This is a genomic window from Vreelandella sp. H-I2 (assembly GCF_052959335.1).
Genome location: NZ_JBRAMC010000001.1, coordinates 585,488 through 608,906 on the forward strand (window position 1 = coordinate 585,488; position 23,419 = coordinate 608,906).

24 protein-coding genes and 1 pseudogene are annotated in these 23,419 nt (G+C 54.2%); 10 read left to right on the forward strand and 15 right to left on the reverse strand.

Going from position 1 to position 23,419, the window contains the following annotated elements; translation table 11 throughout:
- Positions 1-145 precede the first annotated feature (145 nt).
- Both guaA and guaB read right to left on the reverse strand, forming a co-directional pair.
- Positions 146-1,723, reverse strand: coding sequence for a glutamine-hydrolyzing GMP synthase (gene guaA, locus ACUVOF_RS02845; protein ID WP_447042928.1), 1,578 nt, complete (start codon positions 1,721-1,723; stop codon positions 146-148).
- 96 nt (positions 1,724-1,819) lie between these two features.
- Complete coding sequence (gene guaB, locus ACUVOF_RS02850; RefSeq protein WP_447042929.1) at positions 1,820-3,289, reverse strand: IMP dehydrogenase; 1,470 nt, start codon at positions 3,287-3,289, stop codon at positions 1,820-1,822.
- Positions 3,290-3,459: 170 nt separating this feature from the next.
- On the opposite strand from guaB, the gene ACUVOF_RS02855 reads away from it, so the two are divergent.
- From ACUVOF_RS02855 to ACUVOF_RS02865, 3 genes and pseudogenes are all read left to right on the forward strand, one after another.
- Positions 3,460-4,050 (forward strand): DsbA family oxidoreductase, encoded by a 591-nt coding sequence (locus ACUVOF_RS02855; RefSeq protein WP_447042930.1) that lies wholly within the window; start codon positions 3,460-3,462, stop codon positions 4,048-4,050.
- Between the two features lie 4 nt (positions 4,051-4,054).
- On the forward strand, positions 4,055-4,222 hold the full coding sequence (locus ACUVOF_RS02860; RefSeq protein WP_447043238.1) for a hypothetical protein: 168 nt from the start codon (positions 4,055-4,057) through the stop codon (positions 4,220-4,222).
- A pseudogene (locus ACUVOF_RS02865) lies at positions 4,209-4,465 on the forward strand (transposase); the annotation flags it as partial. The gene ACUVOF_RS02860 and the pseudogene ACUVOF_RS02865, both read left to right, overlap by 14 nt.
- A 2-nt stretch (positions 4,466-4,467) precedes the next feature.
- On the opposite strand, the gene ACUVOF_RS02870 reads toward ACUVOF_RS02865, so the two are convergent.
- Both ACUVOF_RS02870 and ACUVOF_RS02875 read right to left on the reverse strand, forming a co-directional pair.
- Positions 4,468-5,283 (reverse strand): HNH endonuclease, encoded by an 816-nt coding sequence (locus ACUVOF_RS02870; protein WP_447042931.1) that lies wholly within the window; start codon positions 5,281-5,283, stop codon positions 4,468-4,470.
- Positions 5,284-5,331: 48 nt separating this feature from the next.
- A complete protein-coding gene (locus ACUVOF_RS02875) occupies positions 5,332-5,856 on the reverse strand; it encodes an opioid growth factor receptor-related protein (protein WP_447042932.1) in 525 nt (174 codons plus the stop codon).
- Positions 5,857-5,965: 109 nt separating this feature from the next.
- Here ACUVOF_RS02875 and xseA point away from each other — a divergent pair, with 109 nt between their 5' ends.
- Positions 5,966-7,306 (forward strand): exodeoxyribonuclease VII large subunit, encoded by a 1,341-nt coding sequence (gene xseA, locus ACUVOF_RS02880; RefSeq protein WP_447042933.1) that lies wholly within the window; start codon positions 5,966-5,968, stop codon positions 7,304-7,306.
- Between the two features lie 20 nt (positions 7,307-7,326).
- On the opposite strand, the gene ACUVOF_RS02885 is transcribed toward xseA, so the two are convergent.
- Together ACUVOF_RS02885 and ACUVOF_RS02890 are read right to left on the reverse strand one after the other, a co-directional pair.
- Complete coding sequence (locus ACUVOF_RS02885) at positions 7,327-7,899, reverse strand: carboxymuconolactone decarboxylase family protein (protein ID WP_447042934.1); 573 nt, start codon at positions 7,897-7,899, stop codon at positions 7,327-7,329.
- A gap of 20 nt (positions 7,900-7,919) precedes the next feature.
- Positions 7,920-9,245 (reverse strand): aspartate aminotransferase family protein, encoded by a 1,326-nt coding sequence (locus tag ACUVOF_RS02890; protein WP_447042935.1) that lies wholly within the window; start codon positions 9,243-9,245, stop codon positions 7,920-7,922.
- A 182-nt stretch (positions 9,246-9,427) separates the two neighbouring features.
- Here ACUVOF_RS02890 and ACUVOF_RS02895 point away from each other — a divergent pair, with 182 nt between their 5' ends.
- Entirely contained in the window at positions 9,428-10,345 is a 918-nt protein-coding gene (locus tag ACUVOF_RS02895) for a MurR/RpiR family transcriptional regulator (RefSeq protein WP_447042936.1), read from the forward strand.
- Between the two features lie 99 nt (positions 10,346-10,444).
- The gene (locus ACUVOF_RS02900) at positions 10,445-11,443 is read left to right on the forward strand and encodes a hypothetical protein (RefSeq protein WP_447042937.1); all 999 of its coding nucleotides are present in this window, start codon (positions 10,445-10,447) and stop codon (positions 11,441-11,443) included.
- Positions 11,444-11,496: 53 nt separating this feature from the next.
- Here ACUVOF_RS02900 and ACUVOF_RS02905 read toward each other — a convergent pair whose 3' ends face one another.
- From ACUVOF_RS02905 to ACUVOF_RS02920, 4 genes are all read right to left on the reverse strand, one after another.
- On the reverse strand, positions 11,497-11,658 hold the full coding sequence (locus tag ACUVOF_RS02905; RefSeq protein ID WP_447042938.1) for a hypothetical protein: 162 nt from the start codon (positions 11,656-11,658) through the stop codon (positions 11,497-11,499).
- Positions 11,659-11,805: 147 nt separating this feature from the next.
- Positions 11,806-12,993: a DUF3618 domain-containing protein gene (locus ACUVOF_RS02910; RefSeq protein ID WP_447042939.1), complete on the reverse strand. Its 1,188-nt coding sequence runs from the start codon at positions 12,991-12,993 to the stop codon at positions 11,806-11,808.
- Complete coding sequence (locus tag ACUVOF_RS02915; RefSeq protein ID WP_447042940.1) at positions 12,990-13,430, reverse strand: phage holin family protein; 441 nt, start codon at positions 13,428-13,430, stop codon at positions 12,990-12,992. Before ACUVOF_RS02915 ends, ACUVOF_RS02910 begins: the two co-directional genes overlap by 4 nt.
- A 65-nt stretch (positions 13,431-13,495) precedes the next feature.
- Positions 13,496-14,095: a hypothetical protein gene (locus ACUVOF_RS02920; RefSeq protein WP_447042941.1), complete on the reverse strand. Its 600-nt coding sequence runs from the start codon at positions 14,093-14,095 to the stop codon at positions 13,496-13,498.
- A gap of 623 nt (positions 14,096-14,718) precedes the next feature.
- Between ACUVOF_RS02920 and ACUVOF_RS02925 the strand changes: the two genes are divergently transcribed.
- Entirely contained in the window at positions 14,719-15,573 is an 855-nt protein-coding gene (locus tag ACUVOF_RS02925; RefSeq protein WP_447042942.1) for an SDR family oxidoreductase, read from the forward strand.
- Positions 15,574-15,790: 217 nt separating this feature from the next.
- Here the strand turns inward: ACUVOF_RS02925 and argA are convergent, their stop codons facing one another.
- The 3 genes from argA to ACUVOF_RS02940 form a co-directional block, all read right to left on the reverse strand.
- Positions 15,791-17,107: an amino-acid N-acetyltransferase gene (gene argA, locus ACUVOF_RS02930; protein ID WP_447043224.1), complete on the reverse strand. Its 1,317-nt coding sequence runs from the start codon at positions 17,105-17,107 to the stop codon at positions 15,791-15,793.
- A gap of 201 nt (positions 17,108-17,308) precedes the next feature.
- The gene (locus ACUVOF_RS02935; RefSeq protein ID WP_447042943.1) at positions 17,309-18,574 is read right to left on the reverse strand and encodes an inorganic phosphate transporter; all 1,266 of its coding nucleotides are present in this window, start codon (positions 18,572-18,574) and stop codon (positions 17,309-17,311) included.
- 11 nt (positions 18,575-18,585) lie between these two features.
- A complete protein-coding gene (locus ACUVOF_RS02940; RefSeq protein ID WP_447042944.1) occupies positions 18,586-19,266 on the reverse strand; it encodes a TIGR00153 family protein in 681 nt (226 codons plus the stop codon).
- A gap of 137 nt (positions 19,267-19,403) precedes the next feature.
- On the opposite strand from ACUVOF_RS02940, the gene ACUVOF_RS02945 reads away from it, so the two are divergent.
- Positions 19,404-20,318 (forward strand): CYTH domain-containing protein, encoded by a 915-nt coding sequence (locus tag ACUVOF_RS02945; RefSeq protein ID WP_447042945.1) that lies wholly within the window; start codon positions 19,404-19,406, stop codon positions 20,316-20,318.
- Between the two features lie 72 nt (positions 20,319-20,390).
- Entirely contained in the window at positions 20,391-21,269 is an 879-nt protein-coding gene (locus ACUVOF_RS02950; RefSeq protein ID WP_447042946.1) for an ion transporter, read from the forward strand.
- 1 nt (position 21,270) lies between these two features.
- On the opposite strand, the gene ACUVOF_RS02955 is transcribed toward ACUVOF_RS02950, so the two are convergent.
- Both ACUVOF_RS02955 and ACUVOF_RS02960 read right to left on the reverse strand, forming a co-directional pair.
- Complete coding sequence (locus tag ACUVOF_RS02955) at positions 21,271-21,894, reverse strand: L-threonylcarbamoyladenylate synthase (RefSeq protein ID WP_447042947.1); 624 nt, start codon at positions 21,892-21,894, stop codon at positions 21,271-21,273.
- A 103-nt stretch (positions 21,895-21,997) separates the two neighbouring features.
- Positions 21,998-22,912, reverse strand: a complete 915-nt coding sequence (locus ACUVOF_RS02960) for a PHP domain-containing protein (RefSeq protein WP_447042948.1) — start codon at positions 22,910-22,912, stop codon at positions 21,998-22,000.
- A 151-nt stretch (positions 22,913-23,063) separates the two neighbouring features.
- On the opposite strand from ACUVOF_RS02960, the gene ACUVOF_RS02965 reads away from it, so the two are divergent.
- Positions 23,064-23,363, forward strand: a complete 300-nt coding sequence (locus tag ACUVOF_RS02965) for a YciI family protein (RefSeq protein ID WP_113268703.1) — start codon at positions 23,064-23,066, stop codon at positions 23,361-23,363.
- Positions 23,364-23,419 lie beyond the last annotated feature (56 nt).

The following is a 23,419-nucleotide window of genomic DNA, read 5'->3' on the forward strand; positions in this document are numbered from 1 at the left end:
AACCGCTATCTCTCCTAAGAGAGATCAAAATTAACCTTATATAGACAATATTATCAACAAAAAAAGCCTGCCGATGAAGGCAGGCTTCCGTTTGAGACGGGTAATGCGGCTGATCTAGGCAGCTCTCATCCGCTCCCCTTGGCAATCACTCCCACTCAATAGTAGCAGGCGGCTTGCTACTAACATCATAAGTCACCCGAGAGACCCCCGCCAACTCGTTGATAATCCTATTAGAAACCTTCTCAAGCAGCTCATAGGGCAGGTGCGCCCAGCGGGCGGTCATGAAGTCGATGGTTTCTACTGCGCGTAGCGCGATGACCCATTCGTAGCGGCGGCCGTCGCCGACGACGCCTACCGATTTCACCGGCAGGAATACGGCAAATGCTTGACTGGTTTTTTCGTACCATCCCGAGGCGCGTAGTTCTTCGATGAAGATGGCATCGGCTTCACGGAGGATGTCGGCGTACTCTTTCTTCACTTCGCCCAGAATACGCACGCCCAGGCCCGGCCCCGGGAAGGGGTGGCGGTAGACCATGTCGTAGGGCAGGCCGAGTTCCAGGCCGAGTTTGCGCACTTCGTCTTTAAACAGTTCGCGCAGCGGCTCGACCAGCTTGAGCTTCATGGTTTCCGGCAGGCCACCCACGTTGTGGTGGGATTTGATCACGTGTGATTTGCCGGTTTTGGAGGCGGCGGATTCGATCACGTCCGGGTAGATGGTGCCCTGAGCCAGGAACTCGACACCTTCAATCTTGCTGGCTTCTTCATCAAATACGTCGATGAAGGTGTTGCCGATGATTTTGCGCTTAGCTTCCGGGTCGTTCTCGCCTTTCAGCTTGCCCAGGAACAGGTCTTCAGCGTCTACGCGGATTACCTTTACGCCCATGTGCTTGGCGAAGGTTTCCATTACCTGGTCGCCTTCCGCCTTGCGCAGCAGGCCGTTATCGACAAATACGCAGGTCAGCTGGGTGCCAATCGCCTTGTGCAGCAGTGCCGCTACTACCGAGGAATCCACACCGCCGGAGAGGCCGAGCAGTACGTGGCGGTCACCTACCTGCTCGCGCACGCGCTGTACTTGGTCTTCGATGATTTGCGCGGGCGTCCAGAGCTTTTCAGCTTTACAGATATCCAGCACGAAGTGCTCAAGAATGCGCTGGCCCTGCAGGGTATGGGTCACTTCCGGGTGGAACTGAACACCGTAAAACTGCTTCTCTTCCCAGGCCATGGCGGCAATCGGGCAGCTCGGCGTGGAAGCGGTCACGGTGAACTCGGCGGGCGCTTCGGCGACCTTGTCGCCGTGGCTCATCCATACGTCCAGCAGGGTTTTGCCGCTTTTAGCGTCTACGTGGTCCTTGATGTCTTTGAACAGCGCGTTATCTTCGTCGATCTGAATCTGCGCGTAGCCGAATTCACGCTGGTTGGAGCCTTCTACCTTACCGCCCAACTGCTCGGCCATGGTCTGCATGCCGTAGCAGATACCAAACACCGGCAGGCCCATTTCAAACACGCACTGCGGCGCACGCGGGGAGTCCAGTTCCGTCACGGATTCCGGGCCACCGGCCATGATAATGCCGTTGGGGTTGTACTCGCGGATCTCTTCTTCGGTGATATCAAACGCGCGGACTTCGGAATAAACGCCGATCTCACGAACGCGGCGGGCGATCAGTTGGGTGTACTGCGAGCCGAAGTCGAGAATCAAAATCTTGTGGGCGTGAATGTCACTCATGGCGGGGTCTCGGTTAAGCGGTGTGGGTGCCGCTGGTAAGGCCAAAAAGCAAGCGGCGGGGCAATGCCCGCCGCGCCATATTACTCATCTTGCTGGTTAGCTCACCCGGTAGTTGGGGGCTTCCTTGGTGATCTGCACGTCGTGAACGTGGGATTCGTTAAAGCCAGCGCCGGTAATTTGTACAAACTCCGGCTTGGTGCGCATTTCCTGAACATCGCGGCAGCCGGTATAGCCCATGGAAGCGCGCAGGCCGCCCATCAGTTGGTGAACAATGGCGCCCATCATGCCTTTATAGGGTACGCGGCCTTCAATGCCTTCCGGCACCAGTTTCTCGGCCCCTTCGCTCTTATCCTGGAAGTAGCGGTCGGCGCTGCCCTGGTTTTGCGACATGGCGCCCATGGAGCCCATACCACGGTAGGCTTTATAGGTACGGCCCTGGTAAAGCTCGACTTCACCCGGCGCTTCTTCGGTACCGGCCAGCAGGCCACCGACCATCACGGCGCTCGCGCCAGCGGCAATGGCTTTGGCCAAGTCACCGGAGAAGCGAATGCCACCGTCGGCAATTAGCGGAATGTCGAACTCTTTGAGCGCTTCGGCCACGTTGGAAACCGCGGTAATTTGCGGTACGCCCACACCCGCGACGATGCGCGTGGTGCAGATGGAGCCAGGGCCAATGCCGACTTTCACGGCGTCCGCACCCGCTTCGGCCAACGCTTTGGCAGCGGCACCGGTGGCAATGTTGCCGCCAATCACCTGAATGGCCGGGAAGTTCTGTTTGATCCAGCGTACGCGGTCGATAACGCCTTGAGAGTGACCGTGGGCGGTATCGACAATGATCACATCGACGCCGGCTTCGGCCAGTGCCGCTACGCGGTCTGGGGTTTCAGCGCCGGTGCCTACCGCCGCGCCCACCAACAAACGGCCGTCGCTGTCTTTCGCGGCCATCGGGTAGGTGCGGGCTTTTTCGATATCCTGGAAGGTCACCAGGCCGCGCAGGTGGAACTCGTCATCGACGATCAGCATTTTCTCGATGCGGTGTTCGCGCATCTTGGCCTTGCTGGTTTCGAGATCGGTGCCTTCCTTGACGGTAATCAGCCGCTCGCGGGGGGTCATGATGTCCGCAACGCTGTCGCCGTGGTTGGGCTGGAAGCGCATATCACGCTCGGTCACAATGCCGACCAGGGTTTCGCCTTCCACCACAGGGAAGCCGGAGAAGCCATTTTCACGCGCCATGGCAAGCAGGTCTTCGAGCTTGGCTTTAGGGCTAACCGTCACCGGGTCTTTCACAATCACACTTTCGTGCTTTTTGACCTTACGCACCTCAGCGGCCTGCTGAGTCATGGTCATGTTCTTGTGAATGATGCCAATGCCCCCTTCCTGAGCCATCGCAATCGCCAGTCGCGCTTCGGTGACGGTATCCATCGCGGCGGAAACGAGCGGAATGTTAAGAGAGAGATTGCGGGTCAGGCGGGTTTTGAGGCTGACATCCTTGGGGAGAATGTCGGAGAAGCCGGGAACGAGGAGTACGTCATCGAACGTAAGTGCTTCTTGGGCCATACGTAGCATAGCGGCAACACCCTGATTGAGAGGAAGTGGGGCGTGAAAGGTTAATCGCCTATTATAGCGTTTTGAGGGGTGCTCCAGCAATGCAGTCAAGCTGTCGTGCTTATACCAAATGCTAATGACGTATGCTGCTAGGCTGTTAGTGGGTTATTTTTTTATGTAAAGGGGGCCTTTTGTCTCAACAGATTATTGTCTACACCGATTACGTTTGCCCCTTCTGCCTGCTGGCGGAAGAGGCGATTGTTCAAGCGACCGACGGTATGGATGTGGAAATTCGCTGGCGGCCTTTCGAGCTGCGCCCCGCCCCGGTGCCCACGCTAAAGGTGGAAGACCCTTACTTGCCTAAAATATGGCAGGATTCGGTTTACCCCATGGCTAAAAAGCTCGGCGTGCCTATTACGCTGCCCAATATCTCGCCGCAGCCACGTACCGATAAAGCCTTTGAAGTGTTTGCCATGGCTGAAGAACAGGGGTTGGGCCACCCCTACTCTATGGCCGCGCTAAAAGCGTTTTTCCAACAGGAGCGCGACATTAGCGACCCGGAGGTGCTGGCGGATATTGGTGAGTCGGTAGGTCTGGAGCGCCAAGCAGTGCTTGATGCGCTTGCAGAGGGCCGCTACCGCGAGCAGCATCAGGCGGCCCAGCGCCATGCGGTAGAAGAAGCGCTTATTCAGTCAGTGCCCACCTTGGTCATTGATGGCGAAGTGATTCAGGGCGTGCCTGATCCTGAGGCTTTAAAACGCTTTCTATTAGAGCGGGCGTAACGCTATGGCCTCCCCCACTCCCCAGGCGCTTTCCGTCAGCCAGCACAACCAGCGTGCCAAGCAGACTCTTGAGCGCGATGTGGGCGAGGTATGGGTGGAAGGCGAGCGCCTGCTAACGATCACAGCCACTAGAACGCCGAGCATAAGGACTGACTATAGCCATCTCGGCTAAGACCTATTTTTCGCCCTATTCTGTTCATGCCAGAGTGGGGCTAATGAAAACACCAATGGCTGATTCGCTAATACTTCCCGAAAGGGGCGAGCTTTCGAAACGTATCGGACACTGAGCTACATAGCGTCGTCAAGAAGCTAAACGATAGACCAAGAAAGCGGCTGAAAAATCGCCCCCATCCCAGGTGTTTTTAGGAGACTACTCAGGAGAGGTAGCAACGCAGGTGCTTCACTGATTGGTTGAATTCAGGTTCCATTATTAGGAGACAAAACCCTTTTGGCCTCATCCAAAGATAGCGTTTCTCCACCAAAATGAATGACGGCATGGCAGTTCGGACAAACCGGCACCAGATCTTTTTCAAAATTCACTTTATATTTTTTGCCAATTTTGGAAATAGGAACGATGTGATGAACATGAATAAAACCTGAGTACGCATCTCCATACCTCTCACCATAGTCAAATCCACAAAAAAAGCAGCTAGCACCATGTTTTGCGATACATGCAGTTCTTGCCTTTCGACTTCGTTCATACCTGTTGACAAATACTTTTAACCTAGCCCCCTCAGGGAAATCTTCTTCATTTTCTGTTTCTGTGGGGCAATTAACGATATCTTGATAATCTGATGGTAGATAACCGTGACCATTACTTCGTTCCCTAATAACGTCAATAGAATTACTCAAATCCGTTAAGAAAACTTTAAATTCTGCCAGAGCTCCTGGAAAACTACTTAATTTAAATCTTGTTTCATTAATATCGTCCCAGGAACGGCCTACAGCATCTGCAAGCTTCTCCCTATCTTTCTTCGAATCTATCCTTATCCTCACACAAGATGGCTTATTTCTTCTTGGTTTTGTGATTGAAAATAATGGCCGCCCTTTAGGTTTCCCCTTTGATCTTTTTCCCGCACTAATCGCGGCCCCACCTCCTAAAATAGACTGATAGACATCGATCTTAGGGTAGGCTTCACGCAGAGCTCTCACCACCACCTCAAGTCCGGCTCTTTCTTTCGAGGAAAGACGGAAATACAACTCTTTGACTATCTCATCGTCCCAAATTCTCAATATCCCGCTCCCAACAAAAAAGAATAAAAGTAGAAGCGCAATCACGCTTCATACAGTGTGCTTGGCATCCGAGGCTACACGCCAGTAAGCCATCGACTGTGCGGAGACAATACCCTGAGTACTGCCAATCTCGATCACTGCCTGCTGGAACGCTGCCGCCAGTTTAGGTTGGTGACAAAGTGCCAGAGAACGAATCATGCGCGAGATCCGCAGATGATTATGCCCACCGGTTTTGAGCCAAATATGATCGCGGATATTAAGGCTCTGCTGGGCAGTGATAGTGAGCCCATCGCGAGTTAAACCCAAAAAACTCAACATGACATCCAGCGAGACTCGCTGTTGCTCACGTAACTCGCTATCGTCTTGGAATACTTCACGTTCGACATCAGTCAGTAGCGGGGCAAAACCGTTAAAACGGCCAGCTTCAGGGATAGGAAAAAGCCATTGAATATAATCGTGGGTATGCTCTAGCCAGAAGTGAGATAAAGACCAGATGGCATCGATATAGCGCCCCTGATGATCCGTTGCCTGGCCACGGTAGAACGCGATCAGCGGTGTTGGGTGGTGGCCCATAGCATTTCCTCGTGATTCCCTCGGTAATACAATGATACCTTGAAATAACGACACCACTTTACGCGACTAGCCGTAAAGATTCCCGGATTTCCTAAAGCAAGGGATAGTAATGAACGCACCAACGCCCACTGCGCTCTCCGTCAGCCAGCTTAACCAGCGCGCCAAGCAAACACTTGAGCGCGATGTGGGCGAGGTGTGGGTTGAGGGCGAGCTTTCCAACGTCTCGCGCCCGGCTTCGGGGCACGTCTATTTCACGTTGAAAGATGATCGTGCCCAGATTCGCTGCGCGCTGTTTCGTCAGCGGGCGCGGTTTGTGTCGGCGCCCATGCGCGACGGCGATCAGGTCAAGCTGCGCGGGCGGGTGTCGTTGTTTGAGCCGCGTGGCGACTACCAGTTAATTGCCGATGCCGTTCAGGCGGCGGGCCTGGGTGAACTGCTGGCGGCGTTTGAGCGATTAAAAGCACAGCTGGATGCCGAAGGCGTATTTGCCAACGCCCGGCCGCTGCCCTTTCCACCCCGCAAGCTGCTGATTTTAAGCTCCGCTACCGGGGCGGCGATTCGCGATGTGCTGGCGGTGCTGGAAGCTCGCTGGCCACTGGCGGATGTAACGCTGATTCCAGTGCCGGTACAGGGCACGGAAGCAGCACCTGCAATGATATCAGCGCTGGCATTACTCAACCGCCAAGCACGCCTGGACCCAGAGCGTGATGCGATTCTGATTACCCGCGGTGGCGGCAGCCTGGAAGACTTGTGGGCATTCAATAACGAGCACTTGGCGCGGGCGATTTTCCATTCGCGCCTGCCGGTCATGTCGGCGGTGGGCCATGAGGTAGATGTCACACTGGCCGATTTTGCCGCGGATATGCGTGCGCCGACCCCGTCAGCCGCCGCCGAGCGGTTAGTGCCGGATCAAAGCACGTTAAAGCGCCAGCTTGAGCATCAACACAGCCGTTTGCAGCGGGCCATGCAGGCACGGTTAGAGCGCGACAGCCAGCGCCTGGACACCCTGCGCGCCAAACTGCGCCACCCCGGTGAGCAGCTCAACCGCCAACGCCAGCATGTTACTACCCTCAGCCAACGCTTAACGCGTGCCATGCAGCAAACGCTTACCCAGCAAAAAGCGCACGTGGCGCAGTTGAACAGGCGGCTGGCCAGCCAGGACATGGCGCGTCTGCATCGCGTGGAAAGTGAGCGGGTAAATCAGCTGAATCGCCGCTTGAGTAGCGCCATGCAGCGCCAGCTAGAAAGCCGGCAGGCGCGCTTAACCGCTGCAGCCCGCGAATTGAATGCTGTCAGTCCGCTGGCGGTGTTGGGCCGGGGCTACGCCATCGCCCAGGATGAGCAGGGCCAGGTCATCAGGCGCGCGGAAGATACCCAGCCAGGGCAGAAGCTCAAATTGCGGCTGGGGGAAGGCAGGCTCAACGTAGAGGTAAAGCGGCGCTTTAAATAGTGCGGCTCGAAGCTTTCGAGTTACTGCGCTGGCAGCGTTAATGAAAATAGCGCTGGGTTTTCCTGCGCTTCTTGTTGAATAGCATCATCAATCGGTGTGTCGTAGGTCTGGAGTAAATACCCTAGTACCGAATAGAAGCCCACCATCGCGATCAGGTCGATCACGGCGGTGCGTCCAATCGCCTCCGCTAGCGCCGCTTCCTGCCCTTTGCTCAACTTATGCTCGTCTAATAACGCATCAACCGCTTGAACGATCATGCCATCGACGCCCTCGCTGATCGTTGGCACGCCGCGGATAGCGTTAATACGCGCGTCGGAAAACCCCAGCGCCAGCGCGCGGCTAACATGATGTGCCCACTCATAGGCGGAGCCCAGGCGAAACCCAGCACGGAGTATCACTACTTCGGTCAGTTCTGGGCCTAGCGCGTTCTCCTTCACCACATGCTGGCGCAACGGCGCCCAGGCGCTCAGCAGCGCCGGGTGATGCGCCATGGTGCGATAAACGTTAAGTGCGCCAGCAAAGCCATCGCGAAGCTCCGCAATGTCATCGGGCCAGTCGGCATCAGCAATCGGCGGGCAGGGGGATGGTTTCATCGAAGGGATTCCTTATCAGGTCATTCTGCTATCGCGGCGTCAATGGCGTGGGTAATGCGCTCGATCAATAGGTCGATCTCGCTAGGCTCAATGGTATACGGCGGGGCTAGCAACACGTGGTCACCATATACACCATCAATCGTGCCGCCCATGGGGTAGCTGATCAGCCCTCTTGCCATGGCTTGGCGCTTGATCTTGGCGTGAAGTTTTCGGGCGGGGTCAAAGGGCGTCTTTTGCTCTCGATCGGCGACCAGCTCAATGCCCCTGAAAAGCCCCCTGCCACGAATGTCGCCCACGTAAGGGGAAGCACCCAGCGCTTCTTCAAGGCCGCGCTGTAATCGCTCGCCCATGGCATTCACGTTGGCTAGCGTTTCTGGCCGGGCAATAATCTCCACCACTTTATTGGCGGCGGCCGCCGCGACTGGGTGACCCAAATACGTGTGGCCATGTTGGAAAAGGCCGGAACCCTTGGCGAAGCTATTGTAAATGGCCGACGACAGCATCACCGCACCAATCGGCTGATAGCCGCCCCCAAGGCCTTTGGCGATGGTGAGAATATCAGGCGTTATGCCCTCTTGTTCGCAGGCGAACATCGTTCCTGTCCGCCCCATACCGCACATCACTTCGTCGAGAATCAGCAGCACGCCATAGTGGTCGCAAATCTTGCGGATACGTTTGAAGTAATCCGCCTCGGCGGCCACTGCGCCCAGGGTGGCGCCGACCACCGGCTCGGCCACAAACGCCATCACGCTGTCAGGACCCAGTTCACGTATTTTGGCCTCAAGTTCGTCTGCCAGGCGCGCAGCATACGCTTCGGGTGACTCGTCGTTGCCTTTATCACGGTAGGCGTAGCAGGGCGAGACGTGGTGGGTCTCGGGCAGCAGTGGCTGAAATTGCTGGCGGCGCATGGCATTGCCGCCCGTGGCCAAAGCGCCAATTGTGTTGCCGTGATAGCTCTGGCGCCTGGCAATAATGTGGCGTCGCTGAGGCTCCCCCACTTCCACGAAATACTGGCGCGCCATTTTTAAAGCGGCCTCAACGGCTTCTGAGCCGCCCGATACCAGGTAAACGTGGTTTAACGGCTCAGGCGCCAATGCCACTAGCTTCTCGGCGAGTTCTTCGGCGGCATCGGTGGTGAAAAACCCGGTATGCGCGTAGCAGAGATTGTCGATTTGGGCGCGCATGGCCGCCAGCACTTCCGGGTGCGCGTGCCCCACGCTCGTCACAGCCGCACCTCCCGAGCCGTCCAGATACTGGCGCCCGTTTGTATCAGTGATATAAACACCCCGCGCAGAGGCAGCACGCGGCAACGTCTGGCCAATACTGCGATGAAGAAGTCGCGTCATGAAGCCTTCCTTTTAAAATGCCTAGAACCCGATCATCTCGACATACGTTGATCTTGGAATAAGAGTGGCACGACCTGACAAGACAATGCAACAAACAAATCATATATCTTTATATTAAAACAAATGGATCATTGGTATGATTCAGCTTATCCCAGGCCCACAGCGCTGAGAGGCAACGCTCTATGTCACAAAGCCCTAAGTCAAAAAGTCCTATGCCACCGAGCGACCCGCTAAGAGATCAGATCATTGCGCAGTTCGATACCCTGTCAGCACAGCTCCAACAGGCAGCGCGTTATCTACTTGAGCACCCTGAAGAGGTGGCCTTGGTATCTATGCGTGAAGTGGCGAGACATGCGGCGGTGCAACCAGCGACCATGACGCGGCTGGCCAAGGTGCTGGGCTTTCAAGGCTACAACGATATCCGCACGCATTATGCGCAAACGCTGCGCAGAAGAGGCGACGGTTTCGCTGACAAGGTTCGCCTGCAGTCCCCAGCAGCCACTGGCGCCACGGAAAGTGATATCGCCCAACAAATGCTGCAGGGGTTAAGCACTCAGATATCATCGCTGTGCGCGCCTGAAACCCTACAACGCTTAACCGCCATGGCCGATAGGTTAGCGGCGGCTAACAACGTGTATGTGCTCGGCTTACGCTCCAGCCACGTGGTGGCCTGGCATTTTCATTACGTTATGTCGTTGCTGGGCGAGCGCACGGTTCACCTTGATGGTCCAGCGGGCACCGGGGGCGATGCGCTAATGCGCGCCAAACAAGGTGACGTGTTGCTTATCGTCTCCATCCAGCCGTATACCGTGGATTCACTAACGCTGGCACAACTGGCACATGATAAAGGGCTGGCGATTCTGTCGATCACCGATAGCGAAGTCTCGCCGCTTTCCAGCATTTCCGAGCAGGCGATCTATTGTCCTACCCAGAGCCATAGCTTCTTCCATACCCTGACCCCCGCCTTAGCCATTTCGGAAGCACTTTGCGCGTTACTTGCTGAACGCGACCGGCCTGCCACCCTGGAGGCCTTGCAGCACGCCGATGAGCATCACTTACAGCTTAAAACTTACTCGCATGTGCTGCCGCGGCGGGAGTGAACTATAAGACGATGACAGGCTGAGCATGAAGGTTAAGCAACACCTAAAGTTCTGTGCAATGAGGCCGATGATTAATAACAATTAGGAGAGAAAGCCACCATGAAGATTGGATTTTCTACTTTCACGCTGATGAGTCATCGCCAAGACAAACCGCAGTCTTTAACATCTACCCGCATTAGCCAGCAAAAGAGCGAACCTGCCGCCGCGCCTGCTGACGACGACCCGTTCACTAAGCGTCTTAAGAAGCAGCAGGAAGCGCTGGAGCGTTTGGCGTCGCTGCCCAGCCCCAAGGAAGCCTCTCAGCAGCGCGCTGCTGAAAAAGCGGGCTTCTTGCGCCAACGACTTGAAATGCTCAAAGCCATGATGAGTTTAGCCTCTCCTGAACAGCTTAAAAATATGGCCAAGGAGATGAAGAGTATCGCTCGGGAGCTTGCCGGTGCAGCCCGTTTATTGGGTAACGCCGGTGACGGCAGTACCAACATTCCCGCCACCCCTTCAGTATCAGTGACAGCAGCATCAGATGCTGACACCACTGCATCACCACAGGGTAGTGACGCCGTTGTCGACGCTCAGGCTAGCGCCCCCGCTGATGAGCAGGTAGCCCACACCGAAAGCGAGGCCAACCAAGCCGAAGCTAATGCTAAAGAAAGCGCTGAAGAAGCGAAAGAAGAAGCCGTCAAGGAAGAAGCCAAACAAACGGCGGCCTTGTCTAAAAGTGAGCCTGAAAATGATTCTGAAAGTGATGAAACCGCCCCGCTCGGTTTACTGGCAAGCATAACCAGCCCATCGCATGCGGAAAACAGCCGTGCCAATGGCAGCAGTGCCAGTGAAAACAGCCTACGCAACGCGTTGGCTGACGCTAAAAAGACATTAGAAGAGGCGGTTAGCGCGCTCAAAATAAAGCTAACCGAAGAGGATAAAGAAGCGCGCCGTGAATTAATGAAAGCCGAAAAGGATATCGACAAGCTAGATCGGGCACTGGCGGTATCAACGACCGGCGCGCTTTACTCGTCGTTAGGGCAGTTATTGCCGTCCTCCACCAGCAGCGTTACCGGGCTGCAAGGTGCTATTCAAAGCACTATCAATGTGGAAGTTTAACCAATGACCTGCCAGCCAGAAAGCAAAACGGCGCTATCGAAATAGTGCCTTTTTCAACACGCGGGCGTGACACCAAGCGCTTGCTGCTTGTCCTTGCCGTTCTTATCAGATGAATCGGGGTTCACATGATGCGTATCCGGCATTGGGTTAGCATCATCGTGGTGATCGTCGCGCTCTTTTGGCGCTTTTTTGTCGTGCTCGCTGATTTGAGTCATTGCTTCTTCCTTTCGCTGAGGTGCGGAGCTTCATCATTGCCCTGGCTGTCCGGCCAACCGGGCTCGTTGAAAAGCGTCATGGGTACCAAAAAAAGTGGCCGCACTAAGCGGCCACTGGTTATTTTCTGGCGGAACTAACAATCAATATTAAGGCGTGTGGTTAGTTCCCGAGCCTTGAGTATTGCCAGAAGGCGTACTCGATCCTGCCAGACCCGAGCTATGCCGTTCAGAGCTATTAGACGAACCAGTACTTCCCCCAGTGGGGGTGGGCGAGTCTTTTAGCCCCGTCTCTTTGTGCTGCGGCGCATTGACGTTCGCATCGCTGCCTTGATTTGATGTGTTTTTAGCCGCCTCGGCTTTTTCGTGAACAGTTTGCTGAGCCTTATCCGCTTGTTCGTGAATAGTGTGCTGGGCTTTATCCATTTGCTCTCGCCCGCTTTCGGCGGCCTTATGAAGAGTGCGGTCACGGTATTCGCCCATATATTCATCCTCTTTCTTGGTGGCAGGGAAAACAGCACCCAGGGCGGCACCGAGTGCAAACCCTAGCGCGCCTACCACTAGCGGATGTTCTTGAATAAAGTCAGAGGCTTGCCCCTCAGAATGGCGAGCACGCTGCCCCATGTTATGCATTTGGTCATGAGTATTATGATGAAGACGCGATGTGGTATCTCGCATGTTATCCCCCATATGGTGGGCTTTATCACCCCACTGCTGCGCCGTTTGCTTCGCTTTTTGACCTAAGGTTTGGGCTTTGCCCTTGGCACCGTCTTTCATGCTGCTGGCACCTTCTTTTACGCGGCTCATGCGGCCTTTACTATCGCCATGGCTTGCTGAGTTACCGTGCGTTTCTGAACCACTGAGAGTATCTGAACCACCGGCTACGCCAGAAGGCGCACTACTATAGTTAGGTGCTCTACCGTTAGGATGCGTGCCTTCATGAACTGGAATGCCCTGCGGGCTTTGAGGACCGCGAGTCGTCGATGAATACTCATCACCCGTGTAAAAGTGCTCGTCAGTTTCAGAGGCGTACCTATGTTCAGAGGCGTACCTATGCTGGTGTTGCCCTTGATTCGGGTTACGTTGAGCCAGCATTAACCAGCCAATACCCGCACTGGTGAGCAGAAACGGCAGTGGGTTCTGCTTAATCGTCGTACCCAGGTTGGTAACAAATTCGTTAGCTCCACCCTGACGAATATATTCGTAAGATGTATTCAACAGTTGCTGAGGAGAGAAGCGTTCTTCGATTTCATGCAGTGTCGAATCGAGGCGCTCGCGCGACTGATGGATATCCTTTTCAATATCTTCAGGTTTGCGCTGGTTATCCTTATCCGTCATTTCAACTCCTCCTTGACGTTGTGCTGATGCTCTTTCGCAGTCGCTTTGTCACTTTGCAAACTATGCATCGTACGATTCGGCATCAGGTTGCGCGCCTGTAGTTTTTTCTGGCCCGCTTGGAGCATCACAATGCCGATAACCGTTACAACGCCGCCGACAATCAATGCAGATAGCCAAGGCGTGGTGTCGGGCGGAAGCACCTCATTTAGCAGAAACACTACCGCAGCTAACAGCGTTAAAAAGCCGCCTAGGAGTACCGCACCGGCAATAGCAATCTCTGCAATACCACCCATCGCCTGATGGGTCTTTTCAGACATCTCTGTTTTGGCAAGCTCTGCTTCGTTACGCACCAGCGACGTCATTTCTTTCATTAACGTCGATAGCAACGACCCGATCGACGATGAGCCTTGTGACGTGGTTTTATTTTCCGAATCCATTCTTAGCCTCCCTGGCCCTTTGATTAGGGCGATTCATTTCCTCGACCCAACTAAACCCCTTGTTTTTAAACCCCATTATTTTGAGAGGGGCTGCCTGAAAGACTGGATGATTGGCTATACGCAGAAGTCTGTGGAGCCGAACCCGGCGAGGTTGCCGAGGGCTTAGCAGGCACACTTTCTTCCATTGGGAGGCCAGTTGAACGCTCATCTGTCGTATTGGAGTATCCGTCGCTGCCATGCGTGTGCTTACTGGAGCTGCGCAGAAAGCGCGATGCTAGAAAGCCAGCCGCAATAACACCCCCTAAAAACAGAGCGGGTTCACGGCGACTAAAGCTTTTCGCTTCATCGCACACGCTGCGTAAATCTTTATCACGCAATTTTTGCGACATACGCTCAGTGGTATCAGCGAATCTTCTCGCTTGCTTAGAGAAATACGGCTGTTGCTGTTGATCAAACTCGTCAGCCATTTTCTGCAGCACGCTTGTGAATTTTTGGGACTGTTCCGCCGCATTATCGCGCTGTTTGGTAAAATAGCTTTCTGCTTGGTGCTGAGCCGCCTCGCTTACATCATGCGCGGTATCTCGACCTCGCTGCTTGATCGATTCCTTTGTTTCGTGCGCTTGGGCTGTTGCGCCTGGATTAGGCTGCTTTCCTTGATCGTTCATCTGATACTTCCTCCTTGTCGTTTCACTTGTCAGCATCCGTGGTGAAACACAATCAGCGACACTGCAAATCTATTTAGTCTATTTAGTTCAATTAACTAATGCATTTATGCACTAAAAGAAGACCAGCACTTATACGTAGTCAACTTAACATCCTTAATAGATAGCCCACTTTCAAAACATAGTGCTGATTTTATTATTGTCAATTTATGTGCCAAACCATTTCATCATCCAGCCATTTTCATTAACATAAGTTAATAAAATACGCGCTTTATTTAAATTAAATTAACTACTGTTGAAAAAAACAATAGAAAAAGCGGAAATAAGAGAAGCGTGTCATTTCTGCTCATTTGCCTGCTTTTATGTCGATGGTCTATGTTTATGGCTATGTTTATGGCTATGTCGTCTCGGGCAGCGTTTAGGGCTATGCTTGCGCCTAGGCTTGGGTTTAAGTTTAGGTCTGCGCTGATCTTAGATTTATAGAGAACTAAACTTAGATCTATGTAGAACATTGCAGTGAATCCGAGGAGTGGATATCGCTATTTTTGTTAGTTATTGACCATCAGTTTTTGAAATATAAAAAGCTGAACCACACGTACCCTGTGCCAACAATGGAGTGACCGCACATGAGTGATCAAAAGCAACCTCCGCAGCACCAAGATAAGCAGCCGGGTGATGAGTATGCGATGCGCCCCGAACCCGAGTATATCCGTGAGAGCTACCGCGGCACCGATAAACTGCTGGATAAAGTCGCCATTATTACCGGTGGCGACAGCGGCATTGGCCGCTCAGTGGCCGTTCACTATGCCCGGGAAGGCGCAGATTGTGTCATTGCCTATTTAGACGAAGATAAAGATGCTGAAGAGACTAAGCGATTAGTGGAAGCGGAAGGCCGCCGCTGCTTGGTGTTAAAAGGCGATGTAGCGGAACCAGAATTTTGCCGCGATATCGTTAAACGTACCCTTGATCACTTCGGTAAAATTAATATTGTGATCAACAACGCCGCTGAGCAGTACGATTGGGACGACATTACCGAGATCCCCGATGATCAGCTGCTACGTACCTTCCAGACCAATATATTTAGCCATTTCTATCTGACGAAATCTGCCCTACCGCATCTTAGCGAGGGTGACACCATCATTTCTACGTCATCCATCAACGCCTTTAAGGGCAATAATTCGCTGATCGATTACACCGCTACCAAGGGCGCTATTCAGGGATTGGTGCGCTCGCTGGCAATGTCATTGATGGACCGTGGCATCCGCGTTAACGCAGTGGCGCCAGGGCCGGTTTGGACCCCTTTAATTCCGGCCAGCTTTGATGATGAGAAGGTGGCGTCATTCGGCGGTCAGGTACCTATGAACCGCGCTGGGCAGCCCAGTGAAATGGGACCCGCCTATGTTTATTTGGCCAGCGAAGAGTCGTCCTATATGTCCGGTCAAACCATGCACTTAAATGGCGGTGTTATTTTAAACACTTAATAAGCCTCTAATGTGGCTAACTAAACAAAAGGGGCGGCTTCGCCGCCCCTTTTATGGGTGTCTTACTTCACTCGTTATCGCACGCTATCGTTTCTTTATATTAATCTACTTATCACTTTCTACTTACCCTCATATACGCACGTTTGAACGCTCACGCTTTAATTCCCACGCTTTAATTCCCACGCTTTAATTCCCACGTTTTAATACTATCCCCGTTCTACCCCACCAGGGTTTTTACTAATACCTTCGATTTGCGGGCGTGATTATAGGTCTCGCGCTTAAGTGGCGGTAAGTCTTCTAAGCTGGCCGTATGAAAGCCACGCTCTACAAACCAATGTGCCGTGTGAGTGGTAAGGACGAACATGACATTTAAACCGCGCTGACGGGCACGGCGCTCCATGGCTTCCACTAGGCGCTCGCCCCGCTCGTCGCCGCGGTAGCTGTCGTGTACCGCCACGCAGGCGAGTTCAGCAACGCTGGTATCCGGGAATACATGCAACGCAGCGCAGCCAATCACCATGCCGTCGCGCTCGATGACCATATAGTCGTCAATTTCGTGTTCGAGGCGCTCACGAGAACGGGCGACCAGCATGCCCCGCCGCTCTAAAGGTTCAAGGAGCTCCAATAAACCCGCCACATCATTGAGCGTAGCCGGACGCAGCTGTTCGTAACGGTGCTGGGTAATCATGGTGCCCACGCCGTCACGGGTGAATAGCTCTCCCAACAAGGCATCGTGGTTGCGCCAGGAGAGCAAATGTGTGCGTGCCACGCCTTCCCGTGCGGCGGTGCACGCGGCCTGTAAATGGCGGGCTAGCTCGCTACCCGGTACGGCGTTCGTTAAACGTGGCTCGGCCTCCGCTGGCGAGAGCTGGCGCAGCAGCGCGCCGTGATCATCTTCTAGCCCTTCTGACTCGCCCAGCAAAATCAGCTTATCGGCTTTTAACGCTACAGCGGCGTGATGGGCCACTTCAGAAGCATCCAGATCGAACACCTCACCGGTGCTTGAAAAACCCAGCGGCGGCAATAGCACTAGCGAACCTTTTTCCAGCAACCCCTGAATAGCGCTGGCCCGTACCCGGCGCACTTCACCGCTGTGGTCGAAATCGACTCCTTCGCGTACGCCCAACGGCTTGGCGGTAACAAGATTACCGGAGATCACGCTGAGCTCCACGCCGTGCAGCGGCGTGCTGGGCAGCCCCAGAGAAAGCCGCGCCTCCAACCATAACCGCTGATGGGCGGCAACTTGCTCTACATGAGCCATCACTGCGCGGTCGGCCACCCAGCGACCATCAACACGCGTTGGTTCTACGCCAGCGGCGGTTAGTGCTTCGTGTACCTGGGGGCGGATACCGAATACCACTACCAAGCGCACACCCAGGGTATGCAGCAGGGCTAAATCTTGAATCAGTTGCTCCCCTCGGCCAGACGCCATGGCTTCGCCTTCAATTAAGATGACAAAGGTTCGCCCCCGGTGAGCATTAATGTAGGGGGAAGCGTTACGAAACCAATCAACAAAAGGGAAGCGCGTATCCAAGGGCCGCTCTCCGGCAGCAGGTGAAAGAAACATCCGACGTTTACCACATCCAACTGGGTTACTTTACCAGAGCACAAAAAACAGCGGCACCTTCAAATGCAAATCTGCTCAATCTAATGCAGATAAACATGAAGATGCCGCTGTGATGTTACCGCTTAGTTGCTTCTAAACGCGTTCGAGCCTGCGTTTAATCTAACATGTTTAGCCGAACATGCCTTTGAACATAAAGAAGAACAGAATGGCGAGACCTGCGCCTGCTGGCAACGTGATCAGCCATGACATCGCAATCGTGCCAATAACGCGCAAGTTGAGGGCCGCCATACCGCGTGCCAGGCCGACACCTAAAATCGCGCCTACTAGCGTGTGCGTAGTGGAAATCGGCAGGCCAGTGCCTGACGCCAGCACTACCGTCGTGGCTGCCGCCAGTGTGGCGGCAAAGCCGCGGCTAGGCGTAAGTTCGGTAATGCCGGTACCCACGGTCGCAATCACTTTATGGCCGTAGGTAACCAAGCCCACCACTATGCCACCGCCGCCGAGTACCAATACCCACCACGGCACCAGCGCAGAGCCGCCGATTTCACCGCCGGTTTGCACCACGCTAATCACTGCGGCCAGCGGGCCAACCGCATTCGCCACATCATTCGAACCATGGGCAAAGGCCATGGCACAGGCAGTGAAGATCATCAGCACGCCAAATACACGCTCAACGTTGGCGTAGCCAAAGTGGTCCTTCGCATTGTGCTCGAACTTGATACGACGCTGCATCACCAAACCAATAACCATAATCACCAGCCCCAGCAGAATCGAAAGCAGCAGGCTCTGGTTAAAGGTTAAGTCCAGCCCCACATGGGACAGCCCTTTGGTCAGCGTTACCATCGAAACGATAAAGCCGACTAAAAACACATAGCCAGGTACGTATCGTTTCGCAGCAGAAAACGGATTGTCATCTTCAAAGATCAAATAATGCACCGATTTAAACAGCACAAAACCGATCGTACCCGCCAATAAAGGGGACACTACCCAGCTCGCAGCAATCGTGCCCACAGCTCCCCAATCGACTGTTGAGGGGCCTAGCCCTGCGACGGCAAAGCCCACAATCGCGCCGACAATCGAGTGCGTAGTAGAAACCGGCCAACCTTTCATAGACGCTGCTAGTAGCCACGTACCCGCGGCTAGCAACGCTGCCAGCATGCCGTATACCAGCAGTTGTGGGTCGTCCTGCAATAGCTCGGGGTCGATAATGCCTTTGCGGATGGTATTGGTTACCTCACCGCCGGCTAACCAAGCACCCAGGAATTCAAAAACAACAGCAATCAATATGGCTTGTTTGATGGTGATCGCTTTCGACCCCACCGAGGTTCCCATTGCATTGGCGACATCATTTGCACCAACGCCCCAAGCCATAAAGAAGCCAAACAAACAGGCCAAGATAATGAAGATTTCACCGTGCTGGGCAATAATCAGCATGAAAGGTCCCCTTAGCGGGCAGTCAGTATCTGCAGACGGCTTCCCACGCGCTCGGCGCGGTCGGATAGTTCGCCAACCCATTCGATGATCTTGTAGAGAAAGATCACATCCACAGGCGGTAGCTGGCCCTCCAACGAGTACAGTTGGCGGCGAATGGTCACCTGTTGATCATCGGCTTGGTGTTCAAGGGTGTGCAGCTCGCGGATCATTTTCTGCATCACATCGGAGACGTTTTTGCCAAAGCCGGACTCCAGCAGATCCTTGAGTTCTTCCAATGCCTGGCGGGCCTGGGCAACGCAAGCGACACTGGTACGGATGTAATCGCGCATTGGCTCGGCCAGTTCATCCGGCACGCGCATTTTACGTCCCAGCATAATGCCGGTAATGTCGCGCACTTTATTGGCGATTTTGTCCTGCACGCTGATCAGATCGAGCAAATCTGAGCGCGACACCGGCAGAAACATGGTGTTGGGCAGGTTCAACCGAAGCTCTGTTTTCAGCGTATCGGCGTCGTGCTCTAAGCGGGTGACGTTTTCGCGCAATTCAGCTGCTTTGTCCCAGTCATCAGCTAGGGTTGCTTCAAAAAACGGCAACAGTTGATCGGCACATTCATTCGCCTTGACGATATGGGCCAATAACGGCTGGAATGGCGAGCGGCCAAACATCGAAGAAAAAGGATTGGAGGTAACCATAATGCCTTTTAGCCTATTTTCGGGGAGCCTGGAAATGGCGGCGCCAGTATAAAGAGTGCGCCCGCCGGCGTCATGAAAAGTTCACAAATGTAACCAAATATTCATTTAAATGTCACGATAACGAGGTGGCGAGCATCATGAAAAATCCTAGTCCAATAGAAGTAGAACTTAAACTCGCCCTCGCCCCGGAAGGCCCAACTGCGCTGGTCAAACACCCGTTCCTCGCGTCAGAACCAACACTTCAACAAACCTTGGCCAATACCTACTTTGATACGCCTGAAGGCGATTTGGCCAACGAGCGAATTGCGTTGCGTCTGCGTCAGGTGGATGGTCAAGTGCTGCAAACGGTGAAAACCGCTGGTCAGGGCGGCGGCGGGCTTTCTCAACGAGAAGAGTGGGAGTGGCAAGTTTCTGGCTCACAGCTGGATCTGCCCGGGCTGGCCGCACTGCCCCCCTTCCAAGGCGCTCTTGGCGGTGTTCTGGACTCGCTAGCCCCTCAACTGCGTACCGATTTCTTACGACGCAGTTGGCAGCTAACCGATAGTTTAGTAACCCCAGGTTCAACAGGCCAGGGCAGTCATATTGAACTGGTGCTGGATGAGGGCGAGATTATCAGCGGTGCCTACCGCACCCCAATTCGTGAGCTGGAGCTCGAATTAAAGAGTGGCGAGCCAGAAGCGCTATGGACGCTGGCCCTGAGGCTGGCGGAGCAGGTGCCGCTACGCCCGTCAGATAGCAGCAAAGCATCACGTGGAAATGCGCTAGGCAGCCAGTACTGGCCGCTACCGGAAGCGCACTCCCCTGCCGAATGGCTGCACCGCGCCACATTGGCCTTGGATGCCTATCACGACAGCCAGCAAGCAGCCTTTCTCACCCATGCCCACGAGGCCCTAGTGAGGCTTGCCGAGCATACAGCGATAGATGAAACGGCTCGCGCTCATGCCCAAGCGCTGACCAGAGGCTTAAATGCGGCTGGCCAGCCCAGCACAGCATACGGCAAAGCTGCGTTGGCACTCGCCCATCGCTTGGCGTATCAAACCGCGCTACGCTAGCAGTTTAAGTTTAGTGTCCTTTTCAGGACTGTTCTTTCAGGACCGTATAAAGGCTCATTTCAGGATGATGCAATGAATCTACACTTAACCCCTGGCAAAGAAGAGCTACGCGTCCGGCTGTTTCATATTATTTTTGAATCAGACACACCGGGCGCAAAAGCGTTTGATATCGCCTTGATTGTGGCAATTTTGATGAGCGTCGCGGTCATCATGCTGAGCAGTATCGAAATATACGCCGAACGCTACGGGCATATATTTTTCTATCTTGAGTGGGTTTTTACGTTGCTGTTCACTATTGAGTTAGCCCTGCGGATCTACTGCTTGGAAAGGCCTACGCTCTATTTAAAGAGCTTTTATGGCATTGTCGACTTAATTGCCATTTTGCCCATTTGGCTAGTGCTGCTCGTGCCAGGTGCACATGGGCTGGTGATTGTTCGCTTGCTGCGGGTACTACGCATTTTTCGTATTCTGCGCTTGATGGAGTTTGTCGGCGAAGCTCGTTTGCTGATGGACGCGCTCAAACGCAGTTTGCGCCAGATTCTGCTATTTTTTAGTGCTGTTTTAATGGTGATCACGCTGTTTGCGGCGTTGATGTACACCATCGAATCACCCGAGGCGGGCTTCACCAGCATTCCCATGTCGATGTACTGGGCCATCGTGAGCATGACCACCGTTGGCTACGGTGACATCGTGCCCGCCACGTCGCTGGGCAAATCGATTACCGTGGTGTTGATGCTGCTTGGCTACTCGATTATTGCCGTGCCCACCGGGGTATTCTCAGCGCAGGTTCTTCGCTCGATTAGGGAAGAACGTTACTCTGATGAAGCTTGTCCAGGTTGCGGGCACGAACGTCATGAGAAGCGCGCCCGCTATTGTCTGCTCTGTGGCACGTGGTTAGACGAAGATAGCGAAGACCCTCGCAAAGCCAACGACGAGCCGGCTTCTGAATAGCTTAAGCTTGGAAGGGTGTAATATCCCCACGTCCTTCGCGGATAATTGTAGGCGGCAATTCCCGCAAGTCGATGACGCTGGTCGGGTCTAAATGGCAAGCGCCACCGTCAATAATGGCATCTAGGTGGGCGCCAAAACGTTCACGGATCTCTTCCGGGTCGTTCATGGGCAGATCATCACCCACGGGGATTAGCGTCACGCTCATCAGCGGCTCGCCTAACGCCGCCAATAACGCATGCGTAATACGGTGATCCGGCACACGCACACCAATGGAGCGACGCTTGGGGTGCAACAACAGGCGCGGCACCTCAGACGTGGCGTCCAGAATATAGGTATAGGGTCCTGGGGTGTGCGCTTTCAACAACCGGAAAACATCGTTATCCACCTTGGCGTAGGTGCCGATTTCCGAGAGGTCGGAACATACCAGGGTAAAATTGTGCTTGTCGTCCAGCGAGCGTAGCCATTTAATCTTCTCGATGGCTTTCTTCTCACCTAAATGACACCCCAGGGCATAACCTGAGTCGGTGGGATACGCCACGACGCCGCCTTTACGGATAATCATAATGGCCTGATCGATCAGACGCTTTTGCGGGTTTTCCGGATGAATCTGAAAATACTGGCTCATAAAACTGCTCCTTTACATAGCACGCTGTCTTAGCTGTCCCTACAGCATAGCTGACCTCAGCTGGGGATAACTTAAGCGGGTGATAACTTAAGCGGGTATTAACTTAGCCAACCGCTAATAGGCCGGGCGCTGCATCGCGCAGATGCACTAGCCGCGGATGCTGCCATATGGGTGGCGCCGCCGTACGAGGTATCAAGCTCATGCTGCCAGGCGCCGCGTGGCTGCCGGGAAAGTGAAAGTCGCTGCCCATGGACGCATACAAATCGCGCTCTACTAGCTGACGCGCCAAATCACGCGTGCTATCCGGGTTCTGCTGGCCGCTGACCAGCTCAACCGCTTGCCCACCCGCCGTTTGAAAAGTATCCATCAGCAGGCCACGCTTGCGCCGGGTTAAGCCGTAGCGCAATGGGTGGGCAATCACGGCAACGCCGCCCGATTCCACTATCCAGCCCACAACTTCGCTGATTTCAGGCCAATGGGCTTTGACATCGCCTTTCTTTCCGCTGCCCAGATAGCGCTTAAAGGCGCTTGCCCAGTCGGGCACTACGCCTTCAGCCACTAGCGCACGGGCAAAATCCGGGCGACCCAACGGGCGGTCGCTGCCTGCGTGAAGGCGCGCTTTTTCCAGCGCGTTGGGTAGACCTACTTTTTCCAGCCGCTCGGCAATGACCGCAGCGCGTTGAATACGCGCCTCACGCTGCTGAATCAGACCTTCCACCATCGGCCCTTGCAAACCGCCTGGCATCAACGCAACCACATGAATATTCACACCCTGCCAGCGTGTGGATAACTCACAACCCGGGATAAGACATAGCCCTGCTTGCTCAGCGGCACGGCCCGCTTCTTCAATGCCGTCCATGGTATCGTGATCGGTGAGCGACATATGTGTCAGCCCTCGCTCGGCGCACAACGCTACCAGTTCCGTAGGCGTTAGCGCGCCATCGGAAGCAGTGGAGTGCATGTGCAAATCAACCGGGTAGCGCTGATCGGCATCAAAAGTGTAGGGAAGTCGAAGCATAGGTGACGCCGTGTGGTCCGTTTGTCAGAATAAGCTGCTTTTCAGTTGTGAATAAATCGTTCACGACAGTTAAGATATGGTGCGCGTATCTACCCGTGCGGTCAATGAACGGCCCGTTTTCATCCTCGTTTTATCAAGGAGTTATACGTCAATGCTGTATGCCATTATCAGTGAAGATGTGCCCAATAGTTTAGAGCGTCGCTTAGCAGCTCGTCCCGATCACTTAGCTCGTTTGGAAGCGCTACGTGATGAAGGCCGTGTGGTATTAGCGGGGCCTCACCCTGCTATCGACGCTGACAACCCCGGCGATGCTGGTTTCTCTGGCAGTCTGGTGGTAGCGGAATTCGACAGCCTGGAAGAGGCCAACGCATGGGCCGATGCTGACCCTTACATGATTGCAGGGGTCTATGCCAAGGTAATTGTTAAGCCGTTCAAAAAAGTTTTGCCTTGACCCCAATAGGCGAGTCTGGAGGGTCCGCCCGTTTTTTCACAGAGCCTGTGGAAAAC

Coding starts and splice junctions, on each gene's coding strand:
- guaA (WP_447042928.1), bottom strand. CDS start 1,723: ATGAGTGACATTCACGCCCACAAGATTTTGATTCTCGACTTCGGCTCG.
- guaB (WP_447042929.1), bottom strand. CDS start 3,289: ATGCTACGTATGGCCCAAGAAGCACTTACGTTCGATGACGTACTCCTC.
- ACUVOF_RS02860 (WP_447043238.1), top strand. CDS start 4,055: ATGGCCTCCCCCACTCCCCAGGCGCTTTCCGTCAGCCAGCACAACCAG.
- ACUVOF_RS02875 (WP_447042932.1), bottom strand. CDS start 5,856: ATGGGCCACCACCCAACACCGCTGATCGCGTTCTACCGTGGCCAGGCA.
- xseA (WP_447042933.1), top strand. CDS start 5,966: ATGAACGCACCAACGCCCACTGCGCTCTCCGTCAGCCAGCTTAACCAG.
- ACUVOF_RS02885 (WP_447042934.1), bottom strand. CDS start 7,899: ATGAAACCATCCCCCTGCCCGCCGATTGCTGATGCCGACTGGCCCGAT.
- ACUVOF_RS02890 (WP_447042935.1), bottom strand. CDS start 9,245: ATGACGCGACTTCTTCATCGCAGTATTGGCCAGACGTTGCCGCGTGCT.
- ACUVOF_RS02895 (WP_447042936.1), top strand. CDS start 9,428: ATGTCACAAAGCCCTAAGTCAAAAAGTCCTATGCCACCGAGCGACCCG.
- ACUVOF_RS02900 (WP_447042937.1), top strand. CDS start 10,445: ATGAAGATTGGATTTTCTACTTTCACGCTGATGAGTCATCGCCAAGAC.
- ACUVOF_RS02905 (WP_447042938.1), bottom strand. CDS start 11,658: ATGACTCAAATCAGCGAGCACGACAAAAAAGCGCCAAAAGAGCGCGAC.
- ACUVOF_RS02910 (WP_447042939.1), bottom strand. CDS start 12,993: ATGACGGATAAGGATAACCAGCGCAAACCTGAAGATATTGAAAAGGAT.
- ACUVOF_RS02915 (WP_447042940.1), bottom strand. CDS start 13,430: ATGGATTCGGAAAATAAAACCACGTCACAAGGCTCATCGTCGATCGGG.
- ACUVOF_RS02920 (WP_447042941.1), bottom strand. CDS start 14,095: ATGAACGATCAAGGAAAGCAGCCTAATCCAGGCGCAACAGCCCAAGCG.
- ACUVOF_RS02925 (WP_447042942.1), top strand. CDS start 14,719: ATGAGTGATCAAAAGCAACCTCCGCAGCACCAAGATAAGCAGCCGGGT.
- ACUVOF_RS02935 (WP_447042943.1), bottom strand. CDS start 18,574: ATGCTGATTATTGCCCAGCACGGTGAAATCTTCATTATCTTGGCCTGT.
- ACUVOF_RS02940 (WP_447042944.1), bottom strand. CDS start 19,266: ATGGTTACCTCCAATCCTTTTTCTTCGATGTTTGGCCGCTCGCCATTC.
- ACUVOF_RS02945 (WP_447042945.1), top strand. CDS start 19,404: ATGAAAAATCCTAGTCCAATAGAAGTAGAACTTAAACTCGCCCTCGCC.
- ACUVOF_RS02950 (WP_447042946.1), top strand. CDS start 20,391: ATGAATCTACACTTAACCCCTGGCAAAGAAGAGCTACGCGTCCGGCTG.
- ACUVOF_RS02955 (WP_447042947.1), bottom strand. CDS start 21,894: ATGAGCCAGTATTTTCAGATTCATCCGGAAAACCCGCAAAAGCGTCTG.
- ACUVOF_RS02960 (WP_447042948.1), bottom strand. CDS start 22,912: ATGCTTCGACTTCCCTACACTTTTGATGCCGATCAGCGCTACCCGGTT.
- ACUVOF_RS02965 (WP_113268703.1), top strand. CDS start 23,064: ATGCTGTATGCCATTATCAGTGAAGATGTGCCCAATAGTTTAGAGCGT.